The 13017-nt window shown below is 66.6% G+C and carries 15 protein-coding genes; 12 read left to right on the forward strand and 3 right to left on the reverse strand.

Annotated features, from left to right (window positions below):
- The first annotated feature begins 21 nt into the window (after positions 1-21).
- Both GFS60_RS08045 and GFS60_RS08050 read left to right on the forward strand, forming a co-directional pair.
- A complete protein-coding gene (locus GFS60_RS08045; RefSeq protein ID WP_159920269.1) occupies positions 22-1230 on the forward strand; it encodes a sensor histidine kinase in 1209 nt (402 codons plus the stop codon).
- Positions 1227-1916, forward strand: coding sequence for a response regulator transcription factor (locus GFS60_RS08050; protein WP_109327819.1), 690 nt, complete (start codon positions 1227-1229; stop codon positions 1914-1916). Before GFS60_RS08045 ends, GFS60_RS08050 begins: the two co-directional genes overlap by 4 nt.
- Positions 1917-1923: 7 nt before the next feature.
- Here GFS60_RS08050 and GFS60_RS08055 read toward each other — a convergent pair whose 3' ends face one another.
- Positions 1924-2268 carry a hypothetical protein gene (locus GFS60_RS08055; RefSeq protein ID WP_109327821.1) on the reverse strand — a complete coding sequence of 115 codons (345 nt, stop codon included), beginning with the start codon at positions 2266-2268 and terminating at the stop codon, positions 1924-1926.
- Positions 2269-2365: 97 nt separating this feature from the next.
- Complete coding sequence (locus GFS60_RS08060; RefSeq protein WP_109327823.1) at positions 2366-3151, reverse strand: hypothetical protein; 786 nt, start codon at positions 3149-3151, stop codon at positions 2366-2368.
- Between the two features lie 66 nt (positions 3152-3217).
- On the opposite strand from GFS60_RS08060, the gene GFS60_RS08065 reads away from it, so the two are divergent.
- The 10 genes from GFS60_RS08065 to GFS60_RS08110 all read left to right on the forward strand — a co-directional run bounded on the left by GFS60_RS08065 (position 3218) and on the right by GFS60_RS08110 (position 11828).
- Positions 3218-4171 (forward strand): Ppx/GppA phosphatase family protein, encoded by a 954-nt coding sequence (locus GFS60_RS08065; RefSeq protein ID WP_159920271.1) that lies wholly within the window; start codon positions 3218-3220, stop codon positions 4169-4171.
- The gene (locus GFS60_RS08070) at positions 4168-5526 is read left to right on the forward strand and encodes a hypothetical protein (protein ID WP_159920273.1); all 1359 of its coding nucleotides are present in this window, start codon (positions 4168-4170) and stop codon (positions 5524-5526) included. Before GFS60_RS08065 ends, GFS60_RS08070 begins: the two co-directional genes overlap by 4 nt.
- A 7-nt stretch (positions 5527-5533) precedes the next feature.
- Positions 5534-6475, forward strand: coding sequence for a sugar phosphate isomerase/epimerase family protein (locus tag GFS60_RS08075; protein WP_159920275.1), 942 nt, complete (start codon positions 5534-5536; stop codon positions 6473-6475).
- A gap of 111 nt (positions 6476-6586) precedes the next feature.
- Positions 6587-7219, forward strand: coding sequence for a MerR family transcriptional regulator (locus GFS60_RS08080; protein WP_159920277.1), 633 nt, complete (start codon positions 6587-6589; stop codon positions 7217-7219).
- Positions 7216-8058 (forward strand): thioesterase family protein, encoded by an 843-nt coding sequence (locus tag GFS60_RS08085; protein ID WP_159920279.1) that lies wholly within the window; start codon positions 7216-7218, stop codon positions 8056-8058. Before GFS60_RS08080 ends, GFS60_RS08085 begins: the two co-directional genes overlap by 4 nt.
- Positions 8059-8094: 36 nt before the next feature.
- A complete protein-coding gene (proC, locus tag GFS60_RS08090) occupies positions 8095-8910 on the forward strand; it encodes a pyrroline-5-carboxylate reductase (protein WP_159920281.1) in 816 nt (271 codons plus the stop codon).
- A 124-nt stretch (positions 8911-9034) separates the two neighbouring features.
- Positions 9035-9271, forward strand: a complete 237-nt coding sequence (locus GFS60_RS08095) for a helix-turn-helix domain-containing protein (protein WP_109327837.1) — start codon at positions 9035-9037, stop codon at positions 9269-9271.
- A 194-nt stretch (positions 9272-9465) separates the two neighbouring features.
- Positions 9466-9567 (forward strand): 30S ribosomal protein bS22, encoded by a 102-nt coding sequence (locus GFS60_RS08100; protein ID WP_003402602.1) that lies wholly within the window; start codon positions 9466-9468, stop codon positions 9565-9567.
- A gap of 162 nt (positions 9568-9729) precedes the next feature.
- Positions 9730-10806, forward strand: a complete 1077-nt coding sequence (locus tag GFS60_RS08105) for an NAD-dependent epimerase/dehydratase family protein (RefSeq protein ID WP_201453527.1) — start codon at positions 9730-9732, stop codon at positions 10804-10806.
- A complete protein-coding gene (locus GFS60_RS08110; protein WP_159920283.1) occupies positions 10803-11828 on the forward strand; it encodes a lysophospholipid acyltransferase family protein in 1026 nt (341 codons plus the stop codon). Before GFS60_RS08105 ends, GFS60_RS08110 begins: the two co-directional genes overlap by 4 nt.
- Before the next feature lie 45 nt (positions 11829-11873).
- Here GFS60_RS08110 and GFS60_RS08115 read toward each other — a convergent pair whose 3' ends face one another.
- Positions 11874-12851, reverse strand: a complete 978-nt coding sequence (locus GFS60_RS08115) for an HAD family hydrolase (RefSeq protein ID WP_159920285.1) — start codon at positions 12849-12851, stop codon at positions 11874-11876.
- Positions 12852-13017 lie beyond the last annotated feature (166 nt).

The following is a 13017-nucleotide window of genomic DNA, read 5'->3' on the forward strand; positions in this document are numbered from 1 at the left end:
CCGCGAACGTACGATTCAGGCGTGAGCGTTGTTCAAGGCGTACTGCTTGCCGTCATGGGCGGCTTCGTCGGTTACCTGATCGGTGGTGTGCTGATTCCCATGCTGTCGACACGGCACTCGCAGCGGATGGCGGAGCAATCCGGTCTGACCATGTCGCAAGTGCTCGACCTGATCGTGCTGGCGTCGGAAAGCGGCATCGCCGTGGTCGACCAGTTCCATGACGTGGTTCTGTTCAACCCCCGCGCCGAGGAACTCGGCCTGGTCCGCAACCGGCTCGTCGACGACCGCGCCTGGGTGGCGGCTCTGCGCGTCCTCGAGACCGGTGAGCCCGTAGAAGTCGATCTCAGCACGAAGACCCCCCAGCGCGGACGTGACCGGATCGCTGTCCGGGGTACCGCACGGCTGCTCAGCAAGGAAGACCACAAATTCGTGGTCCTGTTCGCCGACGACGATTCCGAACAGGTGCGGATGGAGGCGACCCGCCGCGATTTCGTCGCGAACGTCAGCCACGAACTGAAAACCCCGGTCGGGGCCATGGGACTGCTCGCCGAGGCACTTCTCGAGTCGGCGGACGACCCGGAGTCGGTGCGACATTTCGGGGAGCGGGTGCTCCACGAATCGGTCCGCCTCGGCAAAATGGTCACCGAACTGATCGCACTGTCCCGGCTGCAGGGCGCCGAGAAGCTCCCCGACCTCGAGGCAGTGTCGGTCGACGAGGTGGTGGACGAGGCCCTGCAACGGTGCAAGATCTCTGCGGAGGCGGCCGGCATCGAGGTCACCACCGATCATCCCAGCGGCTTCGAAGTGCTCGGTGACCGTGCACTGCTGGTCACCGCCCTCACCAACCTGGTGCAGAACGCCATTGCCTACTCACCGAAGCGGACACCGGTGTCGGTGAGCCGCTCGATGCGGGGCGCCAACGTTGCGATCTCGGTCACCGACCGCGGCGAAGGGATCGCCAAAGCCGACCAGGAGCGGGTGTTCGAGCGCTTCTTCCGGGTCGACAAGGCCCGGGCACGGGCGACCGGCGGCACGGGACTCGGACTCGCCATCGTCAAGCACGTCGCCGCCAACCACAACGGATCCATCGAACTGTGGAGCAAGCCCGGAACGGGTTCGACGTTTACCCTGCAAATACCTGCACACATCGAGACAGTAGATCCGAACGGCGGGGACGCCGACGGCGGAAACGTCGGAAAGAGAGAAATCGGTATGGAGGCCAAGCGATGACAAGTGTGCTGATCGTGGAAGACGAGGAATCCCTGGCCGACCCGTTGGCATTCCTGTTACGCAAGGAAGGGTTCGAGACGACCGTCGTCGGCGACGGACCCTCGGCCCTTGCCGAGTTCGATCGTTCCGGCGCGGACATCGTCCTCCTCGACCTCATGCTCCCGGGTATGAGCGGCACGGACGTGTGCAAGCAGTTACGCAGCCGATCCGGTGTTCCCGTCATCATGGTGACGGCGCGCGACAGCGAAATCGACAAGGTGGTCGGACTCGAACTCGGAGCCGACGACTACGTGACCAAGCCGTACTCCGCGCGGGAACTGATCGCCCGGATCCGCGCGGTGCTGCGCCGCGGCGTCGACAACGACCTCGACGTGGCGCAGGACTCGGCGGTCCTCGAGGCCGGCCCGGTCCGCATGGACGTCGAACGTCACGTGGTGCAGGTCAACGGCGAGGCGGTCACCCTGCCGCTCAAGGAATTCGACCTGCTCGAATACCTGTTGCGGAACTCGGGCCGGGTCCTCACGCGGGGTCAGCTGATCGACCGCGTGTGGGGTGCCGACTACGTCGGCGACACCAAAACCCTGGACGTCCACGTCAAGCGTCTCCGCTCGAAGATCGAAACTGACCCGGCCAAGCCCGAGCACCTGGTGACCGTCCGCGGCCTCGGCTACAAGCTCGAGGCCTGAGCCGACCTCAGAACGGGTTGTAGACGTAGACGGGCCGGAACGGGGCGAACATCACCTGCGTGATGGCGTGCTCGCGTGCCTGGTCGTCGAACTGACGGCACGACACGGCGACATAGTGTCCGTCGCCCTTGCACTCGATGACGCGGGACGTGCCGAAGGGGCTCAACACGATGGCCTTGTCGCCCCTGTCGCCGAATGCGCCGGGGTCGAGCGGCGCGACGAAGTTCGCGGTCTTGTCGTGATAGGTGTTCCAGCCGTACGGGTCGTCGGCAGGGTTCGCGGCGGCGACCGGGGCGAGGGTCAGTGCGGCGGCGGCGGTCAACAGGGCAGCGGACAGAATTCGAGCAAGCATGTTCTCTCCCATCGTGGCTGTGCCCGCGAACGGGCCGTGCCGTGGCTGTGCCCGCAAGCGGGCCGTGCCTGGGAAATCGACCGCTGGGTCCGATCCGTTACCGGGCCGGGTTCCGTTGCGCGATAGAGGTGGCGGGATGGACGGCGATGAGACCGAGTCCTGCACGGCGAGCACACAACTTCGCCAACTCGGCGTAGGCGGCCTTACCGAGCAGTTCCGCCAGTTCGGGCGCATACGACTGCCACACCGCCTTGGCGCCGACATGGGCGTCGGGTGAGCCGGAGCAGTACCAGGCGAGGTCCTCGCCACCCTCGCCCCAGCCGCGCCGGTCGTACTCGGTGATCGTCGTCTTGAGGATCTGCTCGCCGTCCGGGCGTTCGACCCATTCCTGGGTGCGGCGGATCGGCAGCTGCCAGCACACGTCCGGCTTCACTTCGAGGGGCTCGATCCCTCGCTTCAACGCCATGGAGTGCAACGCACACCCGACGCCGCCCGCGAATCCGGGGCGGTTGAGGAAGATGCACGCGCCTTTGTATCGGCGGGTGCGCAGGGCGGGCTCGTCCTCGAGGTCGTCTTCTTCGACGTAGCCCTTCTTGCCGAGACCCTTGTCCATGAACTGCCAATCCTCGGGTGTGAGCAGCTTCACCGACTCGTTCAGCTTCTCGAGATCCTCATCGTCGGAGAGGAAGGCCCCGTGCGAACAGCAACCGTCATCGGGCCGATCCTCGAGGATTCCCTGACACGCCGGCGTGCCGAACACGCAGGTCCAGTGGGAGAGCAGCCACGTCATGTCGGCAGCGATGATGTGCTCGGCGTTGTCCGGATCGGGGAATTCGACCCACTCGCGAGCGAAATCGAGGGGAACTTCGGGGCTAGGCGTCATCTTGTGGGAACGCCCTGCTTTACCTGCTGTCACAAAGCCCGACGGTAGACCCAGTACCGTGTCAATGTGCGACTAGGGGTACTCGACGTCGGAAGCAACACCGTCCATCTGCTCGTAGTGGACGCCCACAGGGGCGGCCACCCCACACCGATGAGCTCCACCAAGTCGACATTGCGGCTGGCGGAGAACACGGACGAACTCGGTGACATCACAGCCGCGGGCGCAGACCGCCTGGTGGCGACGGTCGCCGACTTCGCAGCGATCGCGAAGACCTCGGGCTGCGGCGAGCTGATGGCCTTCGCAACCTCGGCCGTGCGTGACGCGAAAAACTCGGATGCCGTTCTCGGCCGTGTACATGTCGAGACCGGGGTAAGACTCGAAGTGCTGTCCGGCGTCGACGAAGCGCGGCTGACTTTTCTCGCCGTGCGCCGCTGGTACGGATGGAGCGCGGGGCGCATCCTCAACATCGACATCGGTGGCGGATCCCTCGAACTGACGAGCGGGGGCGACGAGGACCCGGACGTCGCGCTGTCGTTACAGCTCGGGGCGGGCCGCCTCACTCGTGACTGGCTCGAGGCCGACCCGCCGGGGAAGCGCAGAGTCGCGGTGCTGCGCGACTGGCTCGACGCCGAACTCACGGTCCCGTCGAAGGAGCTGCGGGCGGCAGGGGAGTGGGATCGTGCCGTCGGCACGTCGAAAACCTTCCGTTCCCTGGCCCGGCTCACGGGTGCCGCGCCGTCCGGTGCCGGTCCCCGTGTGAAGCGCACGCTGACCTCGAGCGGTCTCAGGCAACTCATAGCTTTCATTTCGAGGATGACGGCGGCGGACCGTGCAGAATTAGAGGGAGTGAGCTCCGACCGGTCGCAGCAGATCGTCGCCGGAGCACTCGTCGCGGAGGCCAGCATGAGAGCTCTCGGGGTAGAAGAATTGGAGATTTGCCCCTGGGCTCTGCGGGAGGGTCTGATCCTCCGAAAGCTCGACACGGAAATGGGCGGTGAATTGATGGTGGGTGCTCGATGACCGAGGACAGTCAGCAGATCTCTGTTTCAGAACTGCTCAAACGCAATGGGCAGCAAGTGGAGTCCCGTGGGGGAAGACGTCGTCGCGGCGTCAAGGGCGGAATCTCCGTTGCCGAGCTGACCGGTGAGATCCCGGTCGTCCGGGATTCATCCGAGTCGCGGGCACTCGATTCCGAGCCGGAGCCCGAACGTAAGTCCGAGCCCGAACGTAAGTCCGAGCCCGAACGTAAGTCCGAGCCCGAACGTAAGCCCGCGCCCGAACCTGCGGCGACGCCCACGCGGGCCGCCCCGCGGTCGGTGACGGCAGATGAGCGCACTGCCGCATTCAAGGCACCGTTCGACGATGACGACGATGACGAGCCCATCGCCAGTCGCCCTGCCGCCCGTCGCCCCGCCGCCGGTCGCAATGGCGCCTCCGCCACGGGAACATCACGTGATCATCAGGGCGCCTGGGTGAGTCGGTCCGTCACGCAGGAGCGCCCGAAGCCGGCCGCCGCACCTGTCGCGCCGGCGGCCGCCGAACCCGCTTCGGTGTCGAAAACGCCGGAACCGGCGCCCACCGTCGCCGCACCCCCCGTGCAGCCGACTCCCGCCAAGCCTGGCCCCGCCGGCAAACCTGGCCCCGCCGGCAAGTCTGGTCCCGCCGCGAATCAGGCTGCTACCGCCAAGCCGGCTCCGGCGGCGAAGCCGGAGGCGGAGACCAAGGCCGTCCCGAACGGCACGCCGGCGCCAGCCGCCGCCGGCATGCTCGTCAAGACACCGAAGAAACCCGAGACCGCACCCCAGAACAAGGCGGCCGAGCAGTCGGGAGTCAAGCAGTCGGGGGTCAAGCAGTCGGGAACACAGCAGGAGCCTGGGCTGCTGTCCGGCTCGACGCTTGCCGGCGACCTGATGCGGCAGTCGCGCGACGCGGACGCCGCGAAGGCCGGTGGGGACACCGAATTGATCGCCGCCGCCGCCGCCACCGACGAGGCGCCGGAGGCGGAAGCCGAACAGGCCGACACTCCCCGTCGCTCGCGTAAAGAGGCGAAAGCGGAAGCCGCCAGAGCTGCCAAGGCCGCGAAGGACGTCGACGGCGCCGAGCAGGAAAGTAGTGCCGCCCGCGAGTGGGCGGTTCTGGCGGGTCAGGGTGTGATCGCGGTGATCGCCGGCGCCCTGTTGTTCAAGGGCTTCGAGAAGCTGTGGGACGTGTTCCCGTGGGTCGCGCTGATCCTCGCCTTGCTCGTCATCGTCGGGTTGGTGGCTATGGTGCGCATCCTGCGCCGCACCGACGACATCACCAGCTTCGTGATCGCCGTCGTGGTCGGAATGATCGTCACTCTGGGGCCGCTCGCCTTCATGCTTGCGTCGGGCTGAGTTGCTCATGGTCGGGGACAGTGGGTACGTGCAGGCGCGGCAGACACCGCGCGGGCGCAAGGTTCTGGTCGGGCTGTCGACGGCGTCGGTGTATCCGGAGAACACTGAGGCCGCCTTCCGATACGCGGCGGAGCTGGGGTACGACGGCGTCGAGTTGATGGTGTGGGCCGAGTCGGTGAGTCAGGACATCGGTGCCGTGGCCGCGCTGGTTCGCAAGTATGCGATGCCGGTTCAGGCGATTCACACCCCGTGTCTGCTGATCTCGCAGCGAGTGTGGGGCGCCGACCCGGTCGCGAAGCTCGACCGTTCGGTGCGCACCGCGGAGGCGTTGGGCGCGACGAGCGTCGTGGTGCATCCACCGTTCCGCTGGCAACGCCGGTATGCGGAGGGGTTCAGCGACCAGGTCGCCGCACTGGAGGAGCGCAGCGACGTGATCGTCGCAGTCGAGAACATGTTCCCGATGCGGGCGGACGGCTTCTTCGGAAGCAAGGAGCGTTCGGCCGAGCGGCTTCGTCGTCGCGGCGGTCCCGGGGCCGCATTGTCGGCGTTCAGTCCCTCCTACGACCCCACCGATTCCGGTCATGCCCACTACACGCTCGATCTCTCGCACACCGCCACTGCGGGTATGGACGCGATGAAGCTGGCGGAGCGGATGGGGTCGGGGCTGGCGCACCTGCACCTCGCCGACGGCCGGGGAGCCTCGATGGACGAACACCTCATTCCCGGGCACGGTGGACAGCCGTGCGCAGAGGTATGCCGTCACCTCGTCGACTCCGGCTTCGAGGGACAGGCTGTGATCGAGATCAACACTCAGAACGCGCGGACCCGGCGCGAGCGGGCGTCGATGCTCGGTCAGGCGCTGGCCTTCGCCAGGGAACACCTCGGGACGGGCCGTGCCACGTCCGGTTCGGCACGTAGCCGCCCCGGCGGCGATCACGACGACACCTGACCTGAACCCGCGGGCGATGAGGCCATTCCTGCTGCGGTAAGCTGACACCACCATTGGATAGCTGGAGTATCCAAGGATGGAGTCCCTGATCGAGTCGCGGTAGGAGGCACCGTGCGCGTGTCGGAACTGGTTGCCTGCACCGGCGTTCCTCTGGCAACCGTGAAGTACTACCTGCGCGAGGGTCTGCTGATGCCGGGCGAGGCGACGAGCGCGACTCAGGCCAGGTACGGCGAAGAACACGTTCGGCGCCTCGGGCTGGTGAAGGCACTCGCCGGGGCCGGACTCCCGATCCCGCGCATCCGGAAGGTCCTCCAGCTCATCGACCACCCCGACGGCTCGCTGTTCGAAGTGCTCGGCCAGGCGATCGGTCAACTACCGCCCTACCTCGACATTCCGGCCGATCCCATTGACTATCCGCGGGCGCGCGTCGTGCTCGAGAAACTCGGGCAGATCTACGACCCCCGGTACGTGGCGGTCGCGCAACTCGAACGCGCGCTCGAGGCCTTGGAAGATGCGGGTATCCCGATGACCGAGGAGCGCCTCGACGCCTACGGGCGGCACATTCGCGGTATCGCCGAAGTGGACATCGGGCTCATGCCCACCGGCTCGGCAGAGGATGCTGTGCGCTGCGCGGTGCTCGGGACTGCGATCTACGAACCGGTGATCGCCGCGATGCGCCGACTCGCCCATCAGGACATTGCCCAGAATTTCTTTCAGAACACCGATGAACAGGACGTTTCGTGAGCTCTGCACCCTTCCGCGACCTCAACGCCCTCACCCCCGGCGGTGACGGCACGTTCCAGGCGCACATCGACCCCATCTGGACCATCGGGCCGAAGGTGCACGGCGGCTCCATGATGTCGCTGTGCGCGGCGGCCGCACGCGCCCGCCTGGCCGACGACGGCGGTGCAGGCGATCTCGCCCGGATTCAGCCACTCGCCGTGGGGGCCAACTACCTGGCCGCTCCCGACCCCGGCGAGGTTACCCTCTCGACCACGGTGCGCAAGCTAGGCAAGCAGGTGTCGTTCGTCGACGTCGAGCTCCGGCAGGGCGACCGGGTCGCGGTCCATGCCTCGGTCACGCTGGGTGTCCCCGACGCGGGGGAACCCCACTACAGCGTCGATCATGCGCTGGCCCAGCTTCCGGTGGAGCCGCCCGCCGACGCGGTGACACTCACCCCCGACCACCCGATGGGCCAAATCGTGCACGTGGCTCAGGGATGCGACATGCGCGTCGACGGCACGTCCGCCCACTTCCTCGCCGGCAATCAGGGCGAGCCGGAGGTGCGCATGTGGGTCCGACCGCGTGCCGACGACGAGAACGACCCCGACACCGCCGCACTGTTCGCCATCATGACGGGCGACATCAGTGCACCCGTGACGATGAACCGCGGAATGTTCGGGTGGGCACCCACCGTGCAGCTCACCACCTATCTGCGCAGGCAGCCCGCACCGGGGTGGCTCCGCGTGATGGCCAGCAGCACGGTGCTCGGCAGTGCGTGGTTCGAGGAGGACCACACGGTCCTCGACTCGACCGGTGCGATCGTCGTGCAAAGCCGTCAGCTGGCCATGATCCCCCGCTAGAAACACGCCGCCACGGGTCGTGGCAGGCTGTCCGGCATGACGAGAATTGCGGTTATCGGAGGCGGCCGGATCGGCGAGGCGCTCATCTCGGGCCTCCTGCAATCAGGACACGCGGTGAAGGATCTCGTGGTGGCCGAGCAGCATCCACCGCGGGCCGCCGAACTGGCAGCCGAGTACTCCGTGTGTGTGAGCAGCCCCCAGGACGCCGCCGAGGGAGCCGACGTCATCGTGGTGGCCGTCAAGCCCGGTGACGTCGAGTCCGCGCTCACGGCGGTGTCGAAGGCCGACCTCGACGGTGAGCGTGAACAGATTCTCGTGTCCCTGGCGGCGGGCATTCCCACCTCGTACTACGAGAAGCGCCTGCCTGCCGGGTTCCCCGTCGTCCGGGTCATGCCGAACACGCCGATGCTGGTAGGGGAGGGCGTCAGCGTGCTCGCTCCCGGCCGCCATGTGAAGAAGGACCACCTCGACCTGGTGCGTGGGGTGTTGTCTGCCGTGGGCAAGGTCGTGACGGTGCCGGAGTCGCAGATCGACGCGGTCACTGCCGTCTCCGGGTCCGGGCCCGCCTACTTCTTCCTCGTCGCTGAGGCGATGATCGACGCCGGTGTGGGTCTCGGGCTGACCCGCGCGACGGCGTCCGAGCTGGTCGTGCAGACGATGGTCGGTGCCGCAGCCATGCTCGACCAGTCGGGGGAAAGCACGACGGAACTCCGCGCGGCGGTCACCTCGCCCGGTGGAACCACTGCTGCCGCGATCCGTCAGCTGGAAAAGAACGGTCTCCGATCGGCGTTCTACGACGCGCTGGAGGCGGCGAAATCGAGATCGGCCGAGCTCGGCACTTCTACCGAATGATATTCGATTGCCCACACCCGTCGCAGTAACCCCATCCGTCCCGCTAAGCTCGAAGTAGCACGTGCGTGTCTGTTCCGCCGGAGGGGAAGCCGGCGGCGCGAGACGTGCCGGAGGTAAGTGTTTGATGACGTCTGGAAAAAAGCCGTCGAAGGGCTCAGCCCAAGACGGACAACCGGCTCTGGCCGGAACGCAATTTCTCACCGTCGCCGAGGTAGCGACGCTGATGAGAGTGTCCAAGATGACTGTGTATCGGTTGGTGCACAGCGGCGAACTGCCTGCCGTCCGGGTGGGCCGTTCGTTCAGAGTGCATGCGAAAGCGGTGCACGACTACCTCGAAACCTCGTACTTCGATGCCGGTTGACCGATCGGCACGAAGAGGGTGACCTCGGTTTCTCCCGGGCGAACCTCACCGGTACGATTAGCGACTGTCGTACCAGCCAGCTGGTGTCGTAAGGCGCTGAGCTAGTTAAAACGAGGCCCAGGCGCCAGAGAGGCGCAGGCGTACGTGACCGGCGTGCGCAGGAACGCTAGAGAAGAACGTGAGGGACACCCGCTATGGGTTCAGTGATCAAGAAGCGACGTAAGCGTATGTCGAAGAAGAAGCACCGTAAGCTGCTTCGCCGCACCCGAGTGCAGCGCAGGAAACTCGGTAAGTAAAGAGACACGACGCGATGCCCGCCACCTCGAGTGGCGGGCATTTCGTCGTTTCGGACGGGTCGACTTCTGGGCGACCGACCAAATGTCGTTGTGCGAAGCGCTATCCTCCCGCTGCACGTATCGTTGACCTCACTCGCTACGTGATCGGGGGTTCTAGTGGTTGTGAGTGACGATGGCAGCTCTGAGCGTACGGCGCCACCGCGCGTCGCGCTGGTCACCGGCGCGAGCCGGTTCCTCGGGGGATACCTCGTCACCAGGCTGGCACAGAACCCGGATATCGAGCGGGTCATCGCGGTAGACGCGGTGTCGCCGAGCAAAGACATGCTGCGGCGAATGGGCCGCGCCGAGTTCGTGCGCGCCGACATCCGCAATCCGCTGATCGGCAAAGTGATCCGCAACGCCGGGGTCGACACGGTAGTGCATGCCTCCACTCTGGCTCGACCGCCGAAAGCGGGCAGCCGGGCGGCGATGAAAGACATGAACGTCATCGGCGCCATGCAATTGTTCGCGGTCTGCCAGAAGGCGCCCACGGTGCGGAAGGTGGTACTGCGCTCGGCGTCCGTCGTCTACGGCAGCACGGCGCAGGACCCGGCGAAGTTCACCGAGGAGATGAGCGCGCGCCGCCGTCCCGGCGGCGCCTACGCACGGGACTGCATCGAAATCGAGGGCTACCTGCGCGGCATGGGACGCCGGCGTCCCGACATCGCGGTGTCCATCCTGCGGCTCGCCCCGCTGGTCGGTCCCCGCCTCAACGCGACGGTCGCGCGGTACCTGACGTCGCCGTTGGTACCGACCATCCTGGGCCGCGACGCACGCCTGCAGGTACTGCACGAAGAGGACGCCCTCGCGGCTCTGGAACGCGCAACCGTGTCGGGTCCTGCCGGAACGTTCAATGTGGCAGGCGACGGTGTCGTGATGTTGTCGCAGGCGATCCGCCGGGCCGGACGTGTCGAGGTGCCGATGCCGTTCAGTCTGTTCCGCAACGTCGGCCGTGCGCTGATGGGGCCGGTCATGCGGTCGTATTCCAACGAGCAGCTCGAGTACTTCCACTTCGGTTGCGGACTGGACACCACGCGCATGCGAACCGAACTATCCTTCGAGCCACGGTGGACCACGATGCAGGCGCTCGACGACTTCGCGCGCGCCGCGGGGGTCACCGCCATCATCAAGAACGAATGGATCGACGCAGCAGAGAACGCACTACTCGCTCTGACCGGTACGGCGAAAGGGGAGAGGTGAACGAAGTGGCGAAGGTCATTCCGTTGCACGGTGCATCAACCGCGCGCGGGGCTGCACTGGGACGTTCGAGGCGCGAGCAGAGCGAGAGCCGACATCCGTCCGCAATGCCCCCACCGGCCGTGATCAGCCCGCCGGAGCCCCAGCCCGACACCGGATCGTCGGCGGTCGACGCCGTCCGGCGGGTCCTTGCCGATCAGATCGTCAATACCGCGGAGTTCGTGCGCCGACGCCTGTCGGGTGACTATCACGTCGACGACTTCGGTTACGACCCGCACTTCGCCGAGAACGTGTGGTTGCCGATACTGCGGCCCCTGTTCGACAAGTGGTTCCGCGTCGAGGTCAGTGGTCTGGAGAACATTCCGTCGACCGGTGGCGCCCTGGTGGTGGCCAATCATGCCGGTGTCCTTCCCCTCGACGGCCTGATGACCTCGGTCGCCGTGCACGACCACCACCCCGCTCATCGGCCGCTGCGCATGCTGGCGGCCGATATTGCGTTCGAGATGCCGGTGGTCGGTGACCTCGCCCGTAAGGCCGGGCACACCCTGGCGTGCAACCCCGACGCTGTTCGCCTGCTACAAACCGGTCAGGTCGCGGCCGTGTTCCCCGAAGGTTTCAAAGGGATCGGCAAACCGTTCAGTGAGCGCTACAAGCTGCAGAGATTCGGTCGTGGTGGTTTCGTGTCCGCCGCCATGCGGACCGGGGCACCGATCATTCCGTGCTCGATCGTCGGTTCCGAGGAGATCTATCCGAAGATCGGTGACCTCGGAACGCTCGCCCGCCTACTCGGCATGCCCTACTTCCCGGTGACACCACTGTTTCCGCATTTCGGGCCGCTCGGGCTGGTTCCGCTGCCGTCCAAGTGGTACATCGAGTTCGGCAAGCCCATCGTCACTGATACCTACGACGCGTCGGCCGCCGACGACCCCATGGAGCTGTTCGAGGTCACCGACCACGTTCGTGAGACCATCCAGCAGACGCTCTACCGGCTCCTCGCGAAGAGGCGCAACGTCTTCCTGGGCTGACACCGACACGTCGTAGCCAGGGTCGAAACCGGCGCAGTGACCGGGTCAGATCGCGTGCTCGCGGCGGCGGGCGACCACGGCCGCCAGCGCGCCGCCGGCCGCGCCGAGCAGCAACGCGGTGGGGACGCCGATCTTGGCGGCCTTGCGGCCGGTGCGGAAGTCCCGGATCTCCCACCCCCGGTTCTTGGCCAGCTCGCGCAGGTCGGTGTCCGGGTTGATGGCGACGGCGGTGCCGACGAGCGAGAGCATGGGCACGTCGTTATGGCTGTCCGAGTAGGCGGTGCAGCGTTTGAGGTTGAGGCCCTCGCGGACGGCCAGCGCACGCACCGCGTGGGCCTTGCCGAGGCCGTGCAGGATGTCGCCGACCAGACGTCCGGTGAACACGCCGTCCTCGCTTTCGGCGACGGTGCCGAGGGCCCCGGTCAGGCCCAGCCGCTTCGCGATCACCTGGGCCAGTTCCACGGGAGTGGCCGTCACCAGCCACACCTGTTGTCCGGCGTCGAGATGCATCTGCGCGAGTGCCCGGGTACCGGCCCAGATCTTGTCGGCGATCACCTCGTCGTAGATCTCCTCGCCGAGCCGGGCGAGTTCGGCGGTGGACCGACCGGCCACGAACGAGAGGGCCTTCTCCCGGCCGGAGGCGACGTCGACGCTGCTCTCCTTGCCGGTCACGCGGAACTTGATCTGCTTCCACGCGAAGTCCAGGAGGTCGGCGGACTTCAGGTACTTTCTGGCGGCGAGTCCGCGGGCGAAGTGGATGATCGACGCACCCTGGACCATCGTATTGTCGACGTCGAAGAAGGCCGCGGCGGTCAGGTCCAGGGGAACCTGGGGCTCTTCGGTCTCTGGTCCGGCTTCGTGGAGGGCCAGCGCGGCGTCGGCACTGGCCTCGCCCGCAACGTTTGCACGTACCTCGGCCTCACTCGGGCCCAGCGGATTCCTGAACTGCCGACGGCCCGGAAGGATCATCCCCGCCAGTCCTGAACCGAAACCCGAGCCGTTCGGTAGTGATCGCGCAGGCACTCGCACCTCCCCTATCGCTGAAGCCTCTGGACGCAGCCTATCCCTCGGTTCCGACCCTGGGCGGGCGGATGGCTGCGTGCACCGAATCGTGTGACGTTCATCTCCGAGCCGGGTGGCGTTACCGGCCCCGGAAACGGCACAGTGAGTCCCGCAGAGGTGGCGAAAG

Origin of the sequence: Rhodococcus sp. WAY2, assembly GCF_009859915.1 — a bacterium.
GTDB classification, from domain to species: Bacteria; Actinomycetota; Actinomycetes; order Mycobacteriales; family Mycobacteriaceae; genus Rhodococcus_F; species Rhodococcus_F oxybenzonivorans.